Annotated in this window: 16 protein-coding genes and 1 tRNA gene; 10 read left to right on the forward strand and 7 right to left on the reverse strand. The window is 70.8% G+C overall.

Annotated features, from left to right (window positions below; genetic code table 11):
* The first annotated feature begins 182 nt into the window (after positions 1-182).
* From AC07AZ_RS10530 to AC07AZ_RS10550, 5 genes are all read left to right on the forward strand, one after another.
* Positions 183-1223 carry a hypothetical protein gene (locus tag AC07AZ_RS10530; RefSeq protein ID WP_478846370.1) on the forward strand — a complete coding sequence of 347 codons (1041 nt, stop codon included), beginning with the start codon at positions 183-185 and terminating at the stop codon, positions 1221-1223.
* 297 nt (positions 1224-1520) lie between these two features.
* A complete protein-coding gene (locus AC07AZ_RS10535; RefSeq protein ID WP_478845939.1) occupies positions 1521-2795 on the forward strand; it encodes an aspartate kinase in 1275 nt (424 codons plus the stop codon).
* Complete coding sequence (locus tag AC07AZ_RS10540) at positions 2795-3865, forward strand: aspartate-semialdehyde dehydrogenase (RefSeq protein WP_356037469.1); 1071 nt, start codon at positions 2795-2797, stop codon at positions 3863-3865. The genes AC07AZ_RS10535 and AC07AZ_RS10540 overlap by 1 nt, the downstream gene beginning before the upstream one ends.
* 574 nt (positions 3866-4439) lie before the next feature.
* Entirely contained in the window at positions 4440-5036 is a 597-nt protein-coding gene (locus AC07AZ_RS10545; protein ID WP_371670087.1) for a SigE family RNA polymerase sigma factor, read from the forward strand.
* Complete coding sequence (locus AC07AZ_RS10550) at positions 5033-6193, forward strand: hypothetical protein (RefSeq protein WP_478845942.1); 1161 nt, start codon at positions 5033-5035, stop codon at positions 6191-6193. Before AC07AZ_RS10545 ends, AC07AZ_RS10550 begins: the two co-directional genes overlap by 4 nt.
* A gap of 317 nt (positions 6194-6510) precedes the next feature.
* Here the strand turns inward: AC07AZ_RS10550 and AC07AZ_RS10555 are convergent, their stop codons facing one another.
* Positions 6511-7320, reverse strand: coding sequence for an SURF1 family protein (locus AC07AZ_RS10555; RefSeq protein ID WP_478845944.1), 810 nt, complete (start codon positions 7318-7320; stop codon positions 6511-6513).
* Positions 7321-7474: 154 nt separating this feature from the next.
* Here AC07AZ_RS10555 and AC07AZ_RS10560 point away from each other — a divergent pair, with 154 nt between their 5' ends.
* The gene (locus AC07AZ_RS10560) at positions 7475-9358 is read left to right on the forward strand and encodes a S9 family peptidase (protein ID WP_478845946.1); all 1884 of its coding nucleotides are present in this window, start codon (positions 7475-7477) and stop codon (positions 9356-9358) included.
* A gap of 258 nt (positions 9359-9616) precedes the next feature.
* Here the strand turns inward: AC07AZ_RS10560 and AC07AZ_RS10565 are convergent, their stop codons facing one another.
* Positions 9617-11710 (reverse strand): NAD-binding protein, encoded by a 2094-nt coding sequence (locus tag AC07AZ_RS10565; protein WP_478845948.1) that lies wholly within the window; start codon positions 11708-11710, stop codon positions 9617-9619.
* A gap of 222 nt (positions 11711-11932) precedes the next feature.
* Between AC07AZ_RS10565 and AC07AZ_RS10570 the strand changes: the two genes are divergently transcribed.
* The 3 genes from AC07AZ_RS10570 (at position 11933) to AC07AZ_RS10580 (ending at position 14747) form a co-directional block, all read left to right on the forward strand.
* Positions 11933-13042 carry a permease gene (locus AC07AZ_RS10570; RefSeq protein ID WP_478845950.1) on the forward strand — a complete coding sequence of 370 codons (1110 nt, stop codon included), beginning with the start codon at positions 11933-11935 and terminating at the stop codon, positions 13040-13042.
* Positions 13039-13854, forward strand: a complete 816-nt coding sequence (locus tag AC07AZ_RS10575; RefSeq protein ID WP_478845952.1) for a TIGR03943 family putative permease subunit — start codon at positions 13039-13041, stop codon at positions 13852-13854. The genes AC07AZ_RS10570 and AC07AZ_RS10575 overlap by 4 nt, the downstream gene beginning before the upstream one ends.
* A gap of 551 nt (positions 13855-14405) precedes the next feature.
* Positions 14406-14747: a hypothetical protein gene (locus tag AC07AZ_RS10580; RefSeq protein WP_478845954.1), complete on the forward strand. Its 342-nt coding sequence runs from the start codon at positions 14406-14408 to the stop codon at positions 14745-14747.
* A 464-nt stretch (positions 14748-15211) separates the two neighbouring features.
* Here the strand turns inward: AC07AZ_RS10580 and AC07AZ_RS10585 are convergent, their stop codons facing one another.
* Together AC07AZ_RS10585 and AC07AZ_RS10590 are read right to left on the reverse strand one after the other, a co-directional pair.
* A complete protein-coding gene (locus AC07AZ_RS10585) occupies positions 15212-16108 on the reverse strand; it encodes a phosphorothioated DNA-binding restriction endonuclease (protein ID WP_478845956.1) in 897 nt (298 codons plus the stop codon).
* 31 nt (positions 16109-16139) lie between these two features.
* Positions 16140-17513: an SNIPE associated domain-containing protein gene (locus tag AC07AZ_RS10590; protein ID WP_478845958.1), complete on the reverse strand. Its 1374-nt coding sequence runs from the start codon at positions 17511-17513 to the stop codon at positions 16140-16142.
* A gap of 710 nt (positions 17514-18223) precedes the next feature.
* On the opposite strand from AC07AZ_RS10590, the gene AC07AZ_RS10595 reads away from it, so the two are divergent.
* Positions 18224-19066: a PE-PGRS family protein gene (locus AC07AZ_RS10595; protein ID WP_478845960.1), complete on the forward strand. Its 843-nt coding sequence runs from the start codon at positions 18224-18226 to the stop codon at positions 19064-19066.
* Here AC07AZ_RS10595 and AC07AZ_RS10600 read toward each other — a convergent pair.
* The 3 genes from AC07AZ_RS10600 to AC07AZ_RS10610 all read right to left on the reverse strand — a co-directional run bounded on the left by AC07AZ_RS10600 (position 18996) and on the right by AC07AZ_RS10610 (position 21743).
* The gene (locus tag AC07AZ_RS10600) at positions 18996-20249 is read right to left on the reverse strand and encodes a hypothetical protein (RefSeq protein ID WP_478845962.1); all 1254 of its coding nucleotides are present in this window, start codon (positions 20247-20249) and stop codon (positions 18996-18998) included. The genes AC07AZ_RS10595 and AC07AZ_RS10600 overlap by 71 nt on opposite strands.
* Positions 20250-20849: 600 nt before the next feature.
* A tRNA-Pro gene (locus AC07AZ_RS10605) sits at positions 20850-20923 on the reverse strand.
* 34 nt (positions 20924-20957) lie between these two features.
* Positions 20958-21743 carry a Pr6Pr family membrane protein gene (locus AC07AZ_RS10610; protein WP_478845964.1) on the reverse strand — a complete coding sequence of 262 codons (786 nt, stop codon included), beginning with the start codon at positions 21741-21743 and terminating at the stop codon, positions 20958-20960.
* Positions 21744-21926 lie beyond the last annotated feature (183 nt).

Raw genomic sequence — 21926 nt, forward strand, 5'->3', positions numbered from 1 at the left:
GTGACGTTCCGTGATCGGCTTGCGCCGGAGCGTGAAGCCGCTCTAGGTTCGCGGCAAACAGCAAAAGATCGGCCCCGGTCGGTGCGCCAACACCGGCTCCGGGGCCTGACCTACGAATCGAATGAGGCTCGATCGTGGCCTACGCCCAGCCTAGCCCCGCACTGCCGTCCCCGTCGCACCCGATGGCCAAAACGGGTTACGGAAAGCGCGTCACGGGTGACGAAGACCCGCACGCCGACCCGGACTTCGCACACCTGAGCCCCCGCGAGCGGGAGATCGCCGTCTTCGTCGACCATCTCGAAGACGGACACGCCATGGGCTACAAGGCGATCGCGGCGGAACACCCCCGCTACGGCCAGCAGGCCGTGCGCGTCTCGATGGGCCGCATCACCCTCGCCGGCCACCTGCGCTGGATCAAGGAGCACATCACCGTCGAGGACAACTCGATGCGCTGGGTGACGCGTACGTACTGGTCTCGTACGCGCAGGTCGGTGGAGTGGTGGACGGAGTTCGCGAGGGAGCGGCACGGCAGGGACGTCACCGACCTCTACCAGTCGGGGCTGGCCCGGATCGAGGACGACGGGCAAGCCGACAGCGCCGAGGAGCCGGCGCCGGAAGCCGGACCGGCGGAGGCGGACGCACAGGCCGGGGCGGTCGAACAGGCCGGGGCGGTCGAACAGGCCGCGGCGGACGAACAGGCCGCGGAACAGACCAGCACCGCCTACCGGACCCTCGCCGAACTCCGCGCCGCCGACCCCCGTATGCCCCTGTCCGACAGCGACTGCCGGGCCCTCGAACCGCTCGCCGCGAACTGGCTGTCGCTCGGTGCGACCCCCCACGACATCACCCGAGCCCTGACCGACGGGCTCCCGCCCGCCGTCACCAACCCGGGCGGACTCGCCCGCAACCGACTGGAGAGCAAGATGCCCCCGAAGAAGGCGAAGCTGCGGCAGAAGCCCGCCCCCCGCCGCGCCCGCGTGTCCCGCGTGGTCATGGCCTGCGGTCTGTGTGACCAGGACGAACGCACGGTGGAGATCGTCAACGGGCTGTGCCGTGAGTGTCTGGCGCTGTGCGAGGCGGACGGACCGGAGGAGGCATCCGTCCCGGAGACCTTCCTGCCCGGCCCGCGCGTCGGTGGACTGCCGGGCGCCGACGAGGTCGTGGACGTCACCGACCGTGTCGACGCGCTGCGCCGCGCGGCGGGCCTGGGGCGGTGGAGGTGACCCAGGGCGGTGGCGCGACCCCGGAAGAGGGCGGCTCGCCGGACGGGAACGGCGTACGAGCGCGTCGCGCCGTCACGTCCGCCGGCCACCGTTCGATCACCGCGCCCCCGGGGCCTGTGACGCGTGGCACTTTCCGAGTGGCCCACCCCCTCCCGGGCATGTTCTGTCCTGGTCGTTCGGGCGCCGGAGTCTCACCATGCGATACCGCGAAGGTGAAAACGGGACGCTCGATAGACTGAGCCGACCGCAGTACATATGCGTATGTGCGGGAAGAGACGGACTGAGCGAGGAGCGCACGTGGGCCTTGTCGTGCAGAAGTACGGAGGCTCCTCCGTAGCCGATGCCGAGGGCATCAAGCGCGTCGCCAAGCGGATCGTGGAAGCGAAGAAGAACGGCCACCAGGTCGTCGTCGTCGTTTCCGCGATGGGCGACACGACGGACGAGCTGATCGATCTCGCCGAGCAGGTGTCGCCGATGCCCAGCGGCCGGGAGTTCGACATGCTGCTGACCGCGGGCGAGCGGATCTCCATGGCCCTGCTGGCGATGGCGATCAAGAACCTGGGTCACAGCGCCCAGTCGTTCACCGGCAGCCAGGCAGGCGTCATCACCGACTCGGTCCACAACAAAGCCCGGATCATCGACGTCACGCCGGGCCGGATCCGCACGGCGCTGGACGAGGGCAACATCGCCATCGTCGCCGGGTTCCAGGGCGTCAGCCAGGACAAGAAGGACATCACCACGCTCGGCCGCGGCGGTTCCGACACCACGGCCGTCGCCCTCGCCGCCGCCCTCGACGCCGAGGTCTGCGAGATCTACACCGACGTCGACGGCGTGTTCACCGCCGACCCGCGCGTGGTGAAGAAGGCGAAGAAGATCGACTGGATCGCCTTCGAGGACATGCTGGAGCTCGCCGCCTCCGGCTCCAAGGTGCTGCTCCACCGCTGCGTGGAGTACGCCCGCCGCTACAACATCCCGATCCACGTGCGCTCGTCCTTCAGCGGACTCCAGGGCACCTGGGTCAGCAACGAGCCGAAGCAAGGGGACCAGAAGGTGGAGCAGGCCATCATCTCGGGTGTCGCGCACGACACCTCCGAGGCCAAGGTCACGGTCGTCGGTGTCCCGGACAAGCCGGGCGAGGCCGCCGTCATCTTCCGTGCCATCGCCGACGCCGAGATCAACATCGACATGGTCGTGCAGAACGTGTCCGCGGCCTCCACCGGCCTGACGGACATCTCGTTCACCCTCCCCAAGACCGAGGGCCGCAAGGCCATCGACGCACTGGAGAAGGCCAAGACGAAGATCGGCTTCGACTCCCTGCGCTACGACGACCAGATCGGCAAGATCTCCCTGGTCGGCGCCGGCATGAAGACCAACCCGGGCGTCACGGCCGGCTTCTTCGAGGCGCTCAGCGAGGCCGGGGTGAACATCGAGCTGATCTCGACGTCCGAGATCCGCATCTCCGTGGTCACCCGCGCCGACGACGTGAACGAGGCCGTGCGCGCCGTGCACACCGCCTTCGGACTCGACTCCGACAGCGACGAGGCAGTCGTCTACGGGGGCACGGGCCGCTGATGTCCCCGTCAGGACCGCGAAGCGGGCGACCGACGCTCGCGGTCGTGGGAGCGACCGGAGCCGTCGGCACGGTCATGCGCCAGATCCTGTCCCAGCACGCGGACATCTGGGGCGAGATCCGACTGATCGCCTCACCGCGCTCGGCCGGCCGCAAGCTGGCCGTGCGCGGTGAACAGGTCGAGGTCGTGGCGCTCACCGAGGAGGCGTTCGACGGCGTCGACGTCGCCATGTTCGACGTACCCGACGAGGTCGCCGTGCGGTGGGCGCCCCTCGCCGCCGCCAAGGGCGCGGTGGTCGTGGACAACTCGGGCGCGTTCCGGATGGACCCGGACGTCCCCCTGGTCGTCCCCGAGGTCAACCCGCACACGGTCCGGCAGCGCCCGCGGGGGATCATCGCCAACCCCAACTGCACGACCCTGTCCATGATCGTGGCCATCGGCGCGCTGCACGCCGAGTTCGGGCTGCGCGAACTGGTCGTCTCCTCCTACCAGGCGGTCAGCGGCGCGGGCCGGTCCGGCGTCGAGACGCTGCGGCAGCAACTCGCCCTGGTGGCGGGCACCGAGCTCGGAACCCACCCCGGTGACGTGCGCCGGGCGGTGGGGGACAACACCGGGCCGTTCCCGGAGCCGGTCGCCCTCAACGTCGTACCGTGGGCCGGATCGCTGCGCGAGGACGGCTGGTCGTCGGAGGAGATGAAGGTCCGGGACGAGTCGCGCAAGATCCTCGGACTGCCCAGGCTGCCGGTCGCGGTGACCTGTGTGCGGGTTCCGGTGATCACCACGCACTCGCTGACCGTGCACGCCCGCTTCGAGGGCGAGGTCACCGTCGGGAAGGCCCGCGAGATCCTGGACACGGCGCCCGGTGTCGTCCTGTTCGACGACCCGGCGGCGGGGGAGTTCCCCACGCCCGCCGACGTGGTGGGCACCGACCCCACCTGGGTGGGCCGGGTGCGCCGCGCCCTCGACGACCCCACCGCCCTGGAACTCTTCGTTTGCGGCGACAACCTGCGCAAGGGAGCCGCCCTCAACACCGCCCAGATCGCGGAGCTGGTGGCCGCCGAGCTGTCGTGACGAGCGGCGCGCGTGCGGCGGGTGACGGTGCGTGATCCGGCTCGGCCCACTTGTTGTGGAAACGTGTTACCGCCGGAATTCTCCTGGCCGGGAGCCGGTCCGTTTGTAGGATCCATGTGAAGCTGTGATCCGGTCTGGTCCGGACCACTTGCTCCCAGCCGCCTCGACGTCAGAGGATTTGCCTCCCCGCTCTCCGCAACCGTGCGAAGGGCGGGGAGCGTCTTTGCGGACGCCCTTTCGTGGGTGCGGGGATGCTTCACGGAGCGTGGGGACGCTCCGACCATTCAGGGACATAGGGGAAGAGCGGGTAGGGCATGAGGGCGTTTGACGCACTGTCAGTTGTGCTGCCTGAGCCGAGACGAGCGGCCCGGTCGTCCACCGGCCGACCGGCCATGCAGGGGAACGCGCGGCGGTTCGGGCGGTCCGGTGAACCGTTCGGCGCAAACGTGACGCGCGGCACGTACAACCCTGACGGGGGTAAACGTGTCCAACTGGCGTGGCAGAGGTTCTCGATTTCAGTACGGCGACGCGCGGCACGGCCCTACGGCCGCCCCGCCCCTCCCGCCGACCCCGGATGCCCGGCGCGCCCGGCGGCATGCCGGTGATCGCCCCCATGCCCGCAGCGCGACCGACCCGCATACCGAACCAGCGCGACGGCGCCGAGGACATCGCGGCGGCAGGCACCACCGTCGACCACCTCACCGAGACCTACCGCGCCCACTACCGCTCGCTGCTCGGGCTCGCCGCCCTTCTGCTCGACGACACCGCCTCCTGCGAGGACGTCGTCCAGGAGGCGTTCATCCGGGTCCACTCGGCCCGCAAGCGCGTCCGTGACCCCGAGAAGACGCTCGCCTACCTGCGCCAGACCGTCGTCAACCTCTCCCGCTCCGCCCTGCGCCGCCGCATCCTCGGCCTGAAGCTGCTCTCCAAGCCGATGCCCGACATGGCCAGCGCCGAGGAGGGCGCCTACGACCAGCTGGAGCGCGACTCCCTGATCAAGGCGATGAAGGGCCTCCAGCGCCGCCAGCGAGAGGTCCTGGTCCTGCGCTACTTCGCCGACATGACCGAGGCGCAGGTCGCCGAGACGCTCGGGGTGTCGCTCGGCTCCGTGAAGGCGTACGGCTCCCGCGGCATCGCGGCCCTGAGGGTCGCCATGGAGGCGTCGGCATGAGCGAGCACGACGACGCACAGCGTCGCCAGCACGATCCCCACGAGCCCTACGAGTGGCGCGAGCCGGGGACGGCGGACGACGAACCACAGCCGAAGCAACCGCACGCTGGGAACGAAACCGTGAACCACGGCCTGGACGACCTGAGCCTCGAAGGGCTCGACTCGGACGAGCTGGTACTGCGCCGCATGCTGCACCAGGCGGTCCTGGAGGTCGAGCCGCGCGACGGCACACTGGACCACCTGCGCCGGGCCGTTCCCGCCCGGCGGGCCCGCAAGAGGCAGGCACTCGTCGGCATGGCGGCCGCCGCCCTCTTCGTCGGCACCGCCGTCCCGGCCCTCGTGCACGTCTCGAACTCCACCGGCGCCGACGTCAACCCCTCCGTCGCTGGCCAGGCGTCCCAGGCGCAGGGCGGCGCCGGCCAGGACAAGGACCCGGACGGCGGCGAGAGCACCGCCGGCGGCTCCTCCGGCAAGCCCGAGGACAAGGCCCCCGACAGCAAGAAGGGCGAGGACAAGGGCAAGGGCGCCGGTACCGGCACGGGCACGAGCAGCGGCTCCGGCACCCCGACGACCACCGTCGCGACCACCCCTGCGTGCACCCCCCTCCAGCTCGGCTCCGCCACCGCGACCACGGCCGTCGCCGACTCCGCCGGTGCGGTCTACGGCACCTTCCGCGTCCTGAACGTCTCCACCACCGCCTGCACGGTCGCCGGTCCCGGCACCATGGGCACCACCCCGCAGGGCGCGGCGGACGCCTCCAAGATCACCGCCGTCCGGCACATCTCCGGGGACGCGGCGCCCGCCCTGCCCGACCCGTCCGCCGAGGTCTCCGCGCTCCTCCTCCAGCCCGGCTCCGCCTACGAGGTGAAGTTCGCCTGGGTCCCCTCGGAGACCTGCCCGACCGGCACCGGCAGCACGGGCGGTGAGACCGGCGCGTCACCCGACCCGTCGCCCACCGACAACACCGGCGCCACCAGCGGAACCAGCGGCGGCACCGACAGCGGCGTCACCAGCCAGCTCCTCACCGAGGACGGCACGGCCGACGGCAGCGTCACGGTGACGAACACCGCGGACGGCGGCGGTCCCGCGGTGTCGGCGACGGTGCCCGACGCGTGCGCGGGGACGGTCTACTGGACGGGCGTACTGACGGCGTCGTGACGGCCCCGGGGGCCGGTTCGGGGTGCTGGTCCGGCGGGGTGTCGGTCCGGGGTGTCGGTCCGGCGGGGTGTCGGTCCGGGGTGCTGGTCCCGTGTTCCGGTCCGGCGCGTGCGCGGGGGCTCCCTCCGGGCGCGGATGCGGAGGGGTTTCCTCCGGGTTCATGCGTGAGGGCTCCCGCCGGATTCGATGCGCGGGGTTCCCCCGGGGTCCATGCGCGGGGCTCCCCGCGGAGCCCCAGCGCGGGGGCGCAGGGGATCCGCAGCGCGGGGGGCGCAGGGGGGATCCGCCGGAGCCGAAACGGGAGCCGGAGCCCGGCCTCACACCCCGGACCGGCTGTCCTCGCGTTCCCCGTCGCCCTCGGTGGCCTCCTCCGGCACCAGCCCCAGCTCCGCGTCCCGCGCGAACTCCACCTCGCGCCGCAGCAGCCGGAACCACATGAACACCACGAACCCGGCGAAGACGAACCACTCCCCGGTGTACCCGAGGTTCTGGAACGCCTTCAGGTCCAGCCCGGAGTCCGAGGGCGCCGTCGCCGGCACCGCCTTCATCCCGGAGTCCGCGCGCTCCAGCGTGATCCACGCGTCGTACACGTCGTACGGCACGAGGTTGACCAGCGAGGCCGCGCTGATGACCCCGGTCTGACCGGCGGGCAGCCCGCCCTGGGCGCTGACCCCGTTGTCCCCCGGCGTCTCGGACGCCTGGAGCACACCGGTGACGGTGACCTCGCCGCGCGGAGCGGCCGGTGCCTTCGCCGCGTCGGCCGGGCCGCGCAGCCAGCCCCGGACGACCGGCAGCGCCCTGCCGTCGTCGGTGCGCAGCAGGGTCAGGACGTAGAAGCCGCGTGTGTCGTCGAGCTCCCGGCCGGGCACGAGCAACTGCTTGTCGTACCGCCCGGTCGCGGTGACCGGCTTGCCGGAGGTCGCCTGGTCGACGGGCAGGAGTTCCCTCAGCGGGCGGGCGGCCTCCTGGCCGGCGGACGCCGCCCGCGCGTCGGCGCTCCGGTGGTCCTGCACCCGCGCCTCGAACCGGCTCAGCTGCCAGGACCCCATGAAGACGCAGAAGGGGATGGCGAGCAGCACGAAGACGTTGATTCCCCACCAGCGGGGCGTCAGCAGAAACCGGTACACGTCGTCCACGGTACGGGGCTCGCGCCCGGAGCCGGGTCGCGGGGTACCGGTGCGGACGGCCGGCGGGTGACGAGGTTTTCCACAGGACGGTGTGTTTTCCACAGGGTGGGGACCTGGCCGTCTCATTGTCCGCCGGGGCGGGCAGTATGGGGCCATGACTGAGAGCAACGGGTCCGGTGCGCGGTTCGAGCGGGCGGACCAGGCCGTACAGGCGGAGCGGGCAGAGCAGGCGGAGCGGGCCCGGCGAGGCCGGGGGGAGGAGACACCCGACTGGGAGAAGCGCTTCCGGGCGCCCAGGGTGTCCCTGCCCGACTGGGCGGAGGACGCACCGGACCGCGCCCTGTTCGTGTCGAACGCGACCGGGACGTACGAGCTGTACGCCTGGGACCGCGCCACGGGCGCACAACGCCAGGTCACCGACCGGCCGAACGGCACGACGGACGGTGTGCTGTCCCCGGACGGCGAGTGGATCTGGTGGTTCGACGACAAGGACGGCGACGAGTTCGGCGTCTGGCGCCGCCAGCCCTTCACCGGCGGACCGGACGAACTCGCCACCCCGGGCCTGGAGGCGTCCTACCCGGCCGGCCTGGCCCTCGCCCGGGACGGTGCCACGGCGGTCGTGGGCCGCTCAACCGACGAGGACGGTACGACGATCTACCGCGCCCGCACCGGCGAGGACCCGGTGGAGATCTACCGCCATCGCGAGTCGGCGGGCGTCGGCGACATCTCCCACGACGGCTCGCTGATCGCGATCGAGCACACCGAGCACGGTGACGCGATGCACTCCGCCCTGCGCGTCCTGCGCCCCGACGGCACACCGGTCGCCGAACTCGACGACACCCGGGGTGGCACCGAGGAACTGGGCCTGGAAGTACTCGGGTTCGCCCCCGTCGACGGCGACGACCGGCTGCTCATCGGGCATCAGCGGCGCGGCCGCTGGGAGCCCCTGGTGTGGGACGTCGTCACGGGCGAGGAGACGGACCTCGGCCTGGACCTGCCCGGTGACGTCAGCGCCGAGTGGTACCCGGACGGCACCGGTCTGCTGGTCGTGCACAGCTTCGAGGCCCGCAGCGAACTCTTCCGCTACGACCTGGTGACCGGCGCGCGGGAACGGATCCCCACCCCGGCCGGATCGGTCTCGGGGGCGACGGCACGCCCCGACGGCAGCGTGGAGTACCTGTGGTCCTCCGCCGCCGAGCCCTCGGCCGTCCGCTCGACCACGGGCGGGGTCGTCCTGGACCCGCCCGGCCTGAAGTCACCGGGCTCGGTCCCCGTGGAGGACGTGTGGGTGGAGGGCCCCGGCGGCCGCATCCACGCGCTGGTCCAGAAGCCGGCCGGCGCGACCGGCCCGCTGCCCACCGTCTTCGACATCCACGGCGGGCCCACCTGGCACGACAGCGACTCCTTCGCGGCGGGCCCGGCGGCCTGGGTCGACCACGGGTACGCGGTGGTGCGGGTCAACTACCGCGGCTCCACGGGCTACGGCCGGGCCTGGACGGACGCGCTGAAGTACCGGGTGGGACTGATCGAGCTGGAGGACATCGCGGCGGTGCGGGAGTGGGCGATCGGCTCCGGCCTCGCGGACCCCTCCCGCCTGGTCCTCACCGGCGGCTCCTGGGGCGGCTACCTCACCCTGCTCGGCCTGGGCACCCAGCCGGACGCGTGGACCGTGGGCATCGCGGCGGTCCCGGTCGCCGACTACGTCACGGCGTACCACGACGAGATGGAAGCCCTCAAGGCCATGGACCGCACCCTCCTCGGCGGCACCCCGGAGGAGGTCCCCGACCGCTTCGAGGTCTCCTCCCCGCTGACCTACGTCGACCAGGTCAAGGCCCCGGTCTACATCTCGGCCGGCGTCAACGACCCCCGCTGCCCGATCCGCCAGGTCGACAACTACGTCAAACGCCTGGAGGCCAGGGGAGCGACCCACGAGGTCTACCGCTACGACGCCGGCCACGGCTCCCTGGTGGTCGACGAGAGAATCAAACAGGTGAAACTGGAACTGGCCTTCGCGGCAGAACACCTGCAGTTCAGCTAGCGAGTTCAGCCCCGCGACTCAGCCCCTCCGGCATTTGAGGAGCGGGGCCCGGGGCGGAGCACCAGGCCGGGACGGGACGGTCCTGGCCGGGACTGGCCGGGACGGTCCTGGCCGGGACTGGCCGGGACGGGTAGGAGCGGGGCGGGTAGGGACGGGGCGGGTAGGGGCGGCGGGGGCGAAACAAGCCCCTTCCCCCGCCCACCCTGACGCCCCCGGAGCCTCCCTCCACCCACCCGACGGGCCCTGTGGCCCCCACCGTCAACCCCCGCCCCCGCCCCCACCCCGGCGCCCCCGACGCCCCAACAACTCCGCAAGCCCCCGCCGGGTAGCCGCCAACACCACCCGGTCCTCCCCCCGAAGGACATACGTATCGGGAAGATCCCACACCAGCCCGGAGCCGTGGCCCCCGGAGCCCCCGGACCTGGAGCCGCCGTGCCCCCCGGCGCCTCCATGGCCCCCGCCACCACCGGAGCCACCCCGCAAGTCGTCGTACGCCTCCTCCGTGACCGGCTCCTCACGCCGCCGCCCCCCGGACACAGCCGTGTCCAGCGCCAGCACCCGATACGCCCCCGCCTGAAACGCCTCCCCGACCGTCTTCCCCTCCAGCTGCGGATGCCCGGCCACGTCGACGGCCGCGAACAACAGCACCCGCCGCTCCACCGGGATCGCCCCCAGGATCTGCCGCCCCATCATCGCTCCGGCGAACGCGGGCGCGGCCAGGTGGGAGACGCTGCGGCTGCGCGTGGAGGCGGACGGGTGCGCGGCCCGCAGGGTGCGGTACACGGCGGTCGCGAAGTCGTCGTCGTACAGCCGCAGCACCACCCGCAGGTCGGGCTGCACGGACCGTGCGTACAGCACGGCCTCCAGGTTCGTCGTGTCCGCGCTGGTCACGGCGAGCAGCGCGTCCGCCCGATGGATCTTGGCGGCCTCCAGGACTCCTTCCTGGGTGACGTCCCCGAGCACCACCGGCACCCGCAGCCGACGGGCCGTCGCGAGCCCGCGCGCCTCCGGATCGGACTCGACGCACACCACCGGAATGTGCAGTTCCCGCAGCCGGGTCAGCACGCGCGTGCCGATCTTGCCGAGCCCGAGCAGCACGACGTGTCCGCCGAGCCCGCGCGGCGGTTTCCGTAACCCGGACGCGGTCCGGAAGGTGCCGAGCGCCTCCAGTACGGCGGCCAGCAGCACCGGCAGCATCAGCAACCCGACCAGTCCGGACAGCAGTTGGAGGATCTGCCGGCCGAGCGACGCGCCGAGGGCGGGGTCGTCGATGGCGAACAGGTCGAGCAGGGTCAGATAGAAGGCGCCGAGCGGATGGATGCCGGTGACCACCCACAGCGCGACGGCGAGCGCGACCACGCATCCCACCAGCCCCGCCAGTGACCAGCGCAGCCGCCGTGAGAACAGTGAGGCGAAGGCCGGTACGACCCCGCTTCCCGAGGGCAGCGAGGGTCCCGAGTAGGAGACCTGCTCCAGGACGACGCTCCCGCGCCCGACGGCGTCCCGCACGGTCGCCGCGTCGGGCAGCAGCAGCGGTTCCTGTTCCTCGCGGCTGCGGGAACGGTGGGTGCCGGGCGGTTCGTCTGCTGTCGTGGACAGCAGGGCGAGCGTGCCGAGTCCCGGATCGGCGACCTCGCCGGGCGCCGGCGCCGGCCGCTCCACGGCACGCAGCAGCAGTCCGTCCGTCTGTACGACTTTGCTGGTACCGGCGAGCGCGGTGGCGGCCAGCGCGGGTGCCGCGGTGTCGGCGTCCGACAGGACGGTCGTCGACGGATCGCCGGTCTCGAACCCGGAGCCGGGCCCGGAGGGCTGGGTCCCCTCGTCTCCGGTGGCCAACGTGGCTGCCTGGTCGAGGAGTTCCTCGATGTGCTGCCCAAGGCGGCGGTTGTAGAGCCGGAGCACCAGCCGCAGCCGGGGGTTGATCCGGCGGGCGGTGAGGGCGGCCCGGATGTTGGTCTCGTCGTCGTCGTACACGAGCGCGAGCGCGGCGGCGCTCTCGACACCGGCCTCGGCGAGCACGGCCTCGGCCGGCTCGACGGCCTCCACGACCCGCTGCTCCCCGGCGCGTTCGCCGCCGGTCCACCCGGCCCCACCGCCGCCGGGGCCGCCCGCGCTCCCGCCATTGCTCGTGTGGCCGGTGCCGCCGGAACCGCCGGTGCCGTTGGTCGTCCGGTTGACGGCGGCGCTCACCACGCGGTCCAGCAGCGTCGAGGCCGTCCGGGCCCGGCCGACCACGGGTGGCCGGACACCGCGCTCGGTGGGCGGTACGACGAGCGTGACCTGTTCGCCGTAGACCCCCCGCAGTTCGGCGGCGAGCCGGTGCGCGAGCCCGTCGTCGCCGCAGACCACCATGTGCGCCGGCGCATCACCGGGCTGACTCTGATTCGGAACGCTGCCCACGAGGAATGAGACTGCCCTACCGGGACGGGTGGTTCCAGGAGCAGGATACGTAAGCCCGATGCAAAGCCTGGTCAAAGCCGGGCGTTCCGCTGAACGTGCGGGCTCGGGCCGCCGTACGCCAGAGCAGGGAAACCAGCGCCCTTCCGCTCCACCGGAGGTACCTCACCCGTGGCCATGACCAGACCGTCTCCGACGAGTCCGGACAAAGCGGACGAACGGGATACGCTCCTGAAGTCCCCGGACGCGAAGCGGGAGCCGGCGGAGCCGACCCCGGACTCAACCCCGCGCGAGGCGCCGGCGAAGCCGAACACGCCCGTGGCGCCGGCGGAGCCGGCCCCGGACTCGAAGTCCCCTCTCCTCCTGGTGATGTTCCTGCTCGGGGCGGTGCTCCTGCAGGGTCCGGTCAGACGGGCGCTCGGCGCTCCGGTGATGCAGAGCTGGATGACGGTGTTCGTGGCGGTGCTCGTCCAGGCGCTGCCGTTCCTGGTGCTGGGGGTGCTGCTGTCGGCGGCGATCGCGGTGTTCGTGCCGCCGTCGTTCTTCGCGCGTGCCCTGCCCAGCCGTCCCGCGTTCGCCGTCCCGGTCGCGGGACTCGCGGGTGTGGTGCTGCCCGGCTGCGAGTGCGCGTCGGTGCCCGTGGCCGGGGCGCTGGTCCGGCGAGGGGTCACGCCCGCGGCGGCGCTCGCGTTCCTGCTGTCGGCACCCGCGATCAACCCGATCGTGCTGACCGCGACGGCCGTGGCGTTTCCGCGCGACCCGGAGATGGTCGTCGCCCGGCTGGTCGCGAGCCTGCTGGTGGCGTGCGCGATGGGCTGGCTGTGGCTGCGGATCGGCCGCCCCGACTGGTTGCGCCCGCCGGCCCGGTCGTCGTACGAGGGGCAGGGCAAGGGGGCGGCGTTCTGGGGTTCGGTACGGCACGACGTGATGCACGCGGGCGGCTTCCTCGTGGTCGGCGCGATGGCGGCGGCGACCCTCAAGGCCGTGGTGCCCGCGGAGTGGCTGCGCATGGCGGCGGGCAACCCGGTCGTGTCGGTGCTGGCCCTCGCGATCCTCGCCGTACTGCTGTCGATCTGCTCGGAGGCGGACGCGTTCGTGGCGGCGTCGCTGTCGCAGTTCTCGCTCACGGCGCGGCTGACGTTCCTGGTCGTCGGCCCGATGATCGATCTGAAGCTCTTCGCGATGCAGGCGGGCACGTTCGGGCGTGGTTTCGCCCTGCGCTTCGCGCCCGCCACCTTCGGCCTCGCCATCCTGGTGTCGGTCCTGGCCGGGGCGGTGCTGCTGTGAACCGGCAGGCACAGGCGGCGGTCCTGTTCCTGCTCGGCGCGGCGATGCTGCACGCCGCCGTCACCGATCTGTTCCTGCGCTACGTCAAGGCCGGCCTGCGCCCGATGCTGCTGGCGTCCGGCGTGGTCCTGATCGTGGCGGCCCTGGCGACGGCGTACTACGAATGGCGGCAGGGAAGGGCGGCACGGAAGGCGGACGCCGAGCAGCCGACCGAGGCCGGCGACGACGGCACCGACGGAAACCACGAAGACCACGGCAATGGCCATGGCCATGGCCATGATCACGGTGAGGGCGGTCACCGCGAACCCCGGATCTCCTGGCTCCTCGTCCTCCCCCTCTTCGCGCTCATCCTGGTGGCCCCGCCGGCCCTCGGTTCGTACAGCGCGATGCGTACCGGTACGGCCCTGCAGCAGTCGTACGGCTACGCGCCCCTGCCCGCCGTCACCGCCAAGCCCCTTCAGATGGGCCTCGTCGACTACGCGAGCCGCGCGGCCTACGGCCACGGCCGCACCCTGCGCGGCCGGAAGCTCAGCGTCATGGGCTTCGTCGCCCTGGACAAGAGCGGCGCCCCCTACCTGGTCCGCATGGCCCTCAACTGCTGCGCGGCGGACGCCCAGCCGGTGAAGATCGGCCTGACCGGCAGCATCCCCCCGGTCCTCCAGCCGGACACCTGGCTCAAGGTGACCGGCACGTACACCCCGCGCCAGACGAAGGACCCGGTCAACAACGGCCGCATCCCGTACCTGAAAGTCACCAAGGCCACCCCGATCCCCACCCCGAAGGACCCTTACGACGAGTCGTGGAACACCTGAGCCGAGGCGACGGGGGGAGCCGGCAGCGCGGGCCGCGGGCCCCCGAGGGTGACCGCGCTGCCCCGCCGCCCCCCGGCACGGCCACCTGATCGCCATGACCAGGAGGGTGCGGCGCACCGCGCTCCGCCTGCTGCGGGTGGAGTCCCGGCCGGCTGCGCGCTCATCTCTCGCCGGGCATGAGTCCGTCCTGGCGGCACTCACGGGAGCCGCTCCCCGCCCGTCGGCGACAACGTGAAGATCTCACGTGAGCTCCAGGCGGAGGTCTTCACCGTCAAGGGCCGCTTCCGCGCGATGTGTGGTGCGGGGCGAGGTGGCGGCTGTAGCGCTTGGGCTCGTCCCCTCCGAATGCTCCGGGCGGGTTTCGTCCATACCCGACCGTTTTGAAACGCATGAACGACCCTTGGAATGCCATAACTCGATCATGGCGTTCCAAAGATCTTTCCAGTTTCGGTCGTTCGCCGGTGAACCTTGGCAGGATGCGCGATGGGATGCGCATCCCCGCAGGTCAGACCAGCCTGCGGTACATCTCATCGAGATCAACGGGGAGCACCATGAAACTCAAGAAGCTTGCCGCCGCCTCAGTGGGGGCCGGCATCGTCCTGGCCGGCACTGTCGTCGGTGTGGCGACGCCCGCCATGGCAGCGACGAACTGCAGCACCTGGATATCCAGCAACCAGGGGACCGGCTACGCGAAGTGCACCGGGGGCGTCACCCGCTTCGACACCCACCGGGTGAAGGTGGTGTGCATCGACTCGCGCGGCACGAAGGCCACCAGGTACGGCGCCTGGGTCAACACCCGCAACGGCGAGACCTCGAAGGCCGTCTGCAGCACCGACCCGGGGAACACCGGTGTCGCGGTGTACAGGGTCAGCGTCGAAACGGACACGCCCTGATACGACGAGGGAGCCCGGTGACCCGTCGGGATGCCGCCGGGTGATTCAGGGCCTCGCGTGACGTCGGCCTTCACGTCCTGGTTGTGGGCTTGAAGGCCGACGTTGTCCCTTTTACGGCGCAAGCGCACCCGCGGGCACTCAGGGAGCCTTCTTCACCAAGGCCACCGATCAGGTGACGCCGACGGGGTGCGCAACGCACGAGGCTCCCGTGCCGGCGGGGGGAGGCGTTCGAAGTCTCAACCCACAGGCAGAGGGTGCATACGATGCGGTGAGAGGCCTCGATCAGAACATGGTCGAGGCCCTCGCCACGCGTGGGTTGCCTCCCGCACCTCGACCGGGCGGGGAAGCCGAGCGTTGCCTGAGACGACGGACCGGGTCACGCACGCGACCGCTGAAAGCAGCATGAGGAGCGATCAGGGATGCCTGGTGCGCCCACCCTTTGAGATCCCGCGTTGAACGCAGCATCAGGCGGCGGCGGTGGGGCGTGGGCTGCCGTGGAAGACCTGGCTCGTGTGCCAGGAGCGGTGGGCCGCCGCTATGGGCCGGATGCCGGGTTGAGGGCCTGTGAGCGGACGGCCCGCGAGTGCTGTGACATGCTCACGGGCAGCCTGGCTGCGGCCGATGAACCGCTGCGAGACCAGGATCCGGTGGCCGTCGCCTATACCGAGGACGCCCTTGTCGAAGAGTTTGTGGTGCAGCGAGCACAGGCACAGTCCGTTGTCGATGTCGTCCGGGCCGTCGAACGCCCACCAGCGCACATGCGCGGCCTCCAGCCCGACCGGTGCCGTGCCGATCATGCCGTCGTAGCCGCAGAAGGCGCACTGGTACTCGTACGCGGTCAGCACCATCTCCCGCATCCGGCGGTCCCGCTGCCGCCTCTCGGGCGCTGCCAGAGCGCCGGTCTCCGCCAGTTCCAGTTCCAGGCCCACAGCGCCACACAGGTCCTGGTGCAGTGACGCTGGGAAGTGCAGATCCAGCAGCAACCTGGCCATGCGGCCCAGCAGCGACGGTTCCCGCCGGAGCGCCACCTGAAGGTCCGGCGCCAGCCGCCCAGTGGCCCGGCTGGCCCGCAGTTCCCGCACCCCGGTGCCTGGGCTGCCGACGCCGTGCTCGGTCCGCACTTCCCACACCCCGTCGCTGACCAGATGGTGGAAGGGATAGGCGGGCGTGGTCCCGCGCGACGGACCGTACTCCACCAGCAGTTGCTTCAGATCCGCCTCCACCGCGCTGTACGGCAACTCGTCCGCGGCATCCGCCTGAAAACGGCCCAGCGCGTACAGCAGCAGCAACGGCTTGTGCGGAGCCCGCACCCCGTCCCGACTCCACTGCCTCAGCTTCGCGGCCCGCTCCAGCCAATCCATGACCGTGATCGTAGTGATGCTTCGACGCACATCACGTTGTCCGGGCGGCAACTCCTCCTGCGCCTCCGGCAGGCACGTCGGCTTCACCCGTGCGCCTGCCGGCCCGCCATTCCAGCGCCTGGGGTTCCTCGGTGAACTCGATCAGATGCTGTCCGGCGAACCGTTGCAGCGCGTCGCGCACCTCCGCCGGGGTGGCGTAGAAGAACTCCTTCCGACTGTTGACCTGGTTGACCCGCTGCGAGGCGAACTGTCGGTGGAGTTCCGTCTCCAGGCCGACCGCGTCCTTGCTGAAGATCAGCGCGTGCACGTCGAAGCGGAAGGGCACGGCTGCGCCGCTCAACTCGTAGACGCGCTCCAGAGGTTCGAGTCGACGCGTCATGCCGATCTTCACGATACGATCGCCGAAGGCGCCGATGTTCGAGATGACGTACACATAGCCGGCGCGGACGTTCGCCGCGCGGGACTCGACGTCCTGCAGAGCGTTCTCGATCTCGGCCAGTTTGGCCTCCATCTCCGCCACACCCGCCTCGTCACCGCGCTCGCGCAGGCGCTCAAGTGCTGACTGGTAGTGGCCGAGTTCCTTGTTCAGCTTCTCGCGCTGCCGGTCGAGCTCTCGCTGGACCGCCGCCTCCTCACGCTCCCGGGCGCGTACCTCGCGCTGGGCCTCCTTCTCCTCTTCCTTCTTCTGCAGGAAGTCGGCGGTGAGTTCCAACTCCTGTACGCGCGCGTTGTGGTACTCGTCGGTGATCCGGATGTGCATGGTGGCGCCGAGCCTTGCGATCGTCTCGCGGCTCTTGTAGAGCCGGTCGACGAGGGAGCTCAGCCGGTGCGGCCGCATGGACCGCACGGCGTAGTCGGCTTCGGCGTTGTAGGCGCGCAGCATGAGCTTGGAGAAGTCGCGGACCATCTTCTGGCCCTCGCGCTTGGAGCCGTTGACCGTCCAGTCCGTGGCCGCCTGTACGGCGCGGCCCGCACGGGCGAGCGCCTTGATCTCGTTCTGCAGTGTGTCGAGCCGGCTGCGGTAGGCGATCGCGTCGTGCAGCGCATGCCGGTATGCATAGATCCCGGCCTCCTGCAGCATGGCGGTCTCGTCGGCGTTGACGATCCGGCCCTGCAGTTCGGCAAGCCGCCGCTCGGCGTCGAATACGTCCTTACGGTGCCGGTCGGCCTCCTTGCGGACCCGCTCGGTCTCCTTCGCCGTCCGGCGCGCATCGCCGAGAATCTCCTTCGCCGTCTCACGGGCGTCCTTGAGGATCTCCTCGGCCTCCTCGGCGGCTTCGGCGGACGTCCGCTCACGCAGTGCAGCGGCCTCCGCTTCGACCTGCCGTACGAGGCCAGCGACCTGCGCGGCATCCAGCCCCTGTGTCCTTGCGATCCACGCCCGCAGTTCTTCGGCCTCGGACACGGCATCCGAACGCCGACGCCCGAACAGCCCTCCCTTTCGAGGCGCCGGCACCGCGGTCGTGCTCCCGGCAGCGGCCGTGGTCGGCACCGCAGAGGCTCCCGTGGCAGGGCTGACAGCGAGGGCGTCGCTGGCGGAGTCAGCCTCAGGAACCCACAGCTGCCATCCCGCCGGCATCGTGGGCCACGAGGGGTCGGGCCGCCAGTCCGGCGGCGGCATCCATCCCGCGGGTGGCACAGGCCAACCCGGCGGGGGATTGAAACGGTAAGTAGTCATTCCCCACCCCCTTCGCCACTGCGGCTCCCCAGCACACAGGGCGCCGGATATTCCCGGCAAACGTAGAGTGACATTTTCTTGGTGATCAGCCACTTGATCACCCGCATATTCCATCTCGTGACCATCCTGTGACTATGTGTGAGGGTCTCTCTGGAGGAGGGCCACGGGTTCCAGGTGGAACGCGACCAAGTCCCCGACCGGCGAACTCATCGACGAGCCACTGAGTCTCGTACGTGGAGGGAGCGTCGTCCGGTGAGAAACACTGCGAGGGGCAGCGCGGATGACCGGACGTGCTGCTGTGCCTCCTTGTGCCCCTGCCGGGAAGCTATTTCGCGCGATGCTCGGCAGAGCGGCGTCAACTTGGTGATGAGGAGCTTGCGCCTGTAGTTATGGCAAACGCCCAGTGCTGGGTCCAACAGACCTGGCTCAATAGGCACATGGAGATTGGCGAACACTGGGCCTACCGCGCGAGGCCGAAGGATCTGGGTAGCGCGGTTCGCCAGGTGGAGGTCGTTCGAGTGGGCGGCCCCGGCAGGTCTGGCTGGATCCACGTGCGGTTTCTCGAAGGCGATGCCGCCGGCCTGCAGGAGTGGGTGAGTTCCGGCTCTCTGGTAGCACCGTGGGCGGATGTCGATACGTTCCGCGCGGACGACGCGGCGGAGTTGGCGCTGGTGGAGTCCTCTCGCCACGTCCGGGGCAGCACGGATTTTGACGCCGCCCGCATGATCCTCGGATTCGTTCGCCCAAAGAACAGGCTGCGCCTGCGTCGAACGGTGGCGGACGCAGGCGTTCTGGAGCTGAGCCGCCTCGACGAGACTGCACCGCTCATCGGCATGGACGTCGCCGAACTCCGCGGCGACACCATGGTGTTCGAGAACCGCCACGGCATGTGCCTGGCCGGGTGGCCGGTCACCGAGCGCATCGCCCGCCACGTGGCCGGACGCCTCGCCGACGAGATCCTTCCGGAGGTGGACCGCAAGCAGCAGGACATCGAGCAGGAGCGTGCGCAGCCCTCCTGGTACTCCTACAGCCGGCGGGACGAGCGCAAGTTGGACGCGGAGGCGGCCGTCCTGCGAACCGTCCGGGCGTGGTGCGGCCAGGACAAGGCCGACCGCTACGACGAGTTGGTTGCCCTACGCGCCGAGGTCATCCGGCTCGGAGAGCTGGTCGAGAAGGCGGTCAAGGCCCTACGCGACCGCGGTCACGGCGTCATCGCCTCCACCATTGAGCGCGACCTTGGCGTCCATATCGCCAGCCTTGATCCTGACGTGCGTCGATGAGACCGCGCCACGGATCTGGATCCACCTTGGCCGGTGCCGGCTGTGTAGCGGGCTTCTTCTCCTTCTCCGGCCGGTGTGGGTGCCAGCCGTCGAGGAACGGCCGCAGTTGATCTCCCGTCGGCTCCGCATAGAAGTTGAGAGAAGCCAAGCCCTTGCCGCTGAGGGTGGGGTCGAGCCGGTCGGCCTCCGTCTTCCCCCAGGCCGACCACTCTCGCAGCCTCTCGGCTTCGAGGCTGTCTTCCGACGCCGCGGCGGCTTCATCCAGAGCCGCACAGAACGTCCGGATCTCCCCTGCCGCCTGCCACCGCTCAAGGGCCGTACCGAAGTGCTCCGCCCGTACTGCGTGAACCGCCTTGATCGAAGCCACGCTGACGGCGGCCTCCCACTCGCGCCGCTCGCGTTCCTCCCGCTCAGCTTCTAGGCGCCGACGCTCTGCCTCCTGCCGCTCCCGCTCCTCTCTCAGGCGCTGCTGCTCCGCCTCACGTTCCAGCCGAGCCCGCTCCTGCTCCTCGGCGCGAGCCTTCAACGCCCGGAAGACAGAACCGATCTGCTCCTCCAACGGCTTCTTGGCTGTGTCAGCCCATTCCTTCTTCCAGCCGTAGCTGTAGCCCGATTGCTGGCTGACCAGTAGCTCCAGTTCGCCGGACGGCTCGAACTTCTGGGCTGGGGCGACACGCTGCCAGTCGTACGTACGACGGCCCGGCTGCTTGGGGACGTACCGGACCGGCTTCTGCCGTTCGCGGAAGCCGACCTCGTACGTCCTGCCGTGGACGGTGAGCAGCGGCCTCGGCTGCCTGCGCTTCTTCGACACCGCGATCTCGCCGTGGCGTGCGAGGGCTTCCTCGGCGAGGAGCCGGAGCAGCGAGAGCACCCGGGGGAGGACCTCCTCCGAGATCTCGAAGGCGCTGTGGTCCGCGCTGACTGCGGCGATCACGTCCTCGACATCGGTGATCACACGGCTGCGCGCCAGCCGGATACGGTTCCACTCGGTCTCGTCTTCGCCGGTCACCCGGAGCAGGCCGAGGGAGAAGTCCCCCTTCGCCCGCCCGCTGTACTTCAGGCTGTATCCCTCGGGGGCACACTGCCGGGCCGCGTCGAACGCCCTGCGGTATCGGGCTCGCTCCTGGTCGCTGGGGTTGGGGATCCGGAGGAACCGCCCAGCCTGCTGTACCTCCGCGATCAAGGCGGCTCCGATTTCCGCCGACGACGGCTGTGGGGGCTTGGCGGCGCGCTGCGGCGCCGGCCTCGTCGGGGACGGGGCTGTGACTTGCTTCTGCGGGGGAGGGGCCGGTCGTGTCCGTTGGCCGGAGTCCGTTGACCGCTGCCTGCGCTGAGCTGGTTCCGGCCGGTCCGGGTGATGGCCGTGTTCCAGGTAGAAGCGCCCCGCGTCAGTGATCTCCGCCTGCCACTTCCCATCCTGCTTGGGCATGGTGATCAGGCGCCGCTCCTTGAGCGCGCGGGCGGTGAGAGCGAACTCGGGGCTGTCCGACGTGACGGGGTCGGATCCGCCTCCGATGCGGGTGAGGAGAGCGAGCTGCCGGTCATTTAACGGAGACCATCGGTGCATGTCGATCGTCGTACCGTCTGTTCTCTCCTCGGCACAAGCCGTGGGGTGACTCTTGCGGAGCGCAAGGTGTACTCGAGGCGGAAGACCTCTCGCTGGGAGCCGCCGGGGAGCCGCTCCCCGAAGTGGGCTCCCAAATGGCTCCCAAAATGGGCCCGCAAAGCAAATCAGGGCCGGTGCTGATCTCCCAGCACCGGCCCTGACCTGGTGTTTCAGCTGTCGGGGTGGCGGGATTTGAACCCACGACCTCTTCGTCCCGAACGAAGCGCGCTGCCAAGCTGCGCTACACCCCGATTGTCGCCGCTTGTCGCGGCGACGTCGTTTACTTTAGCCCACCGGTGGCTGGAGGCGAAATCCGGTTTTGCCGCGGTGGCGGGTGGGGTTCGGGCGGGCGTGGTCGAGGGCCACGATGAGGACGGCGAGGGCGTAGAAGGAGAGGCCGAGGAGGAGCGCGTTGGCCAGGACGCTCTTGTAGCCGTGGTGGTCGACGTCCAGGAAGGGATAGAGGTAGCGCCCCCTGGTGCCGGGCAGGATCAGCTCGCCGCGGGCGAAGGTGAACGCCAGGTAGGCGATGGGGTACAGGAGCCACGTCGACGCCTGGCGCAGGTGCAGGCGGCCGGGCGCGGTCAGGAGCAGCCAGTCCAGTACCGCCGCGATCGGGATCACCGTATGGACGATGTGGTGGGCGACCGCCTGCCAGCCCGTGGGCTGCGTGGTGCCGCCCGTCAGGGAGAACGGGCTCGCCGCGTCCGCCAACAGCAGGTGGTACACCAGGCCGGTGATGCCGGCGTAGAGCAGCACGGCGCCCGTCACGAGTGACGGCAGGGGGCGGCGGGCCGTCCACGCCCGGCGGGCCGAGAGCGCGAAGACCACGGCCAGCAGGACGGTGGTCTGGATCGCGAAGTGGCTCAGGACCCGGACCGGGCTGCCCAGGATCAGGTCGATGGTCACGGCGGCGGCCGCCGTCAGGGCGACGAGCAGGCGGTAGACGCCGACCAGCGGACGACGCACGGGCGCCACCACGGCCGAGGCGGGGACGTACGAGGGCAGCAGCGCGGGAATGCCCGGGAGCGCGGGGAGATCCGGGATGTCCCTGGGTATCGGGGCGGTCATGCCCCTCACGCTAAGCAGAATCGACAAATGGGGCGATACGGGCGAGCCAGGTGGGTTACCCGGCTGACCTCCAGGACCGGTCCGATCCGACCAGACCGAGCCCCCTCCACCGTCGCCGGCCACCCGGATCGGTCGCCGGCCACCCGATCGGTCGCCGACCACCCGGATCGGTCGCCGGCCACC

The organism is Streptomyces sp. NPDC043878 (genome assembly GCF_056435735.1).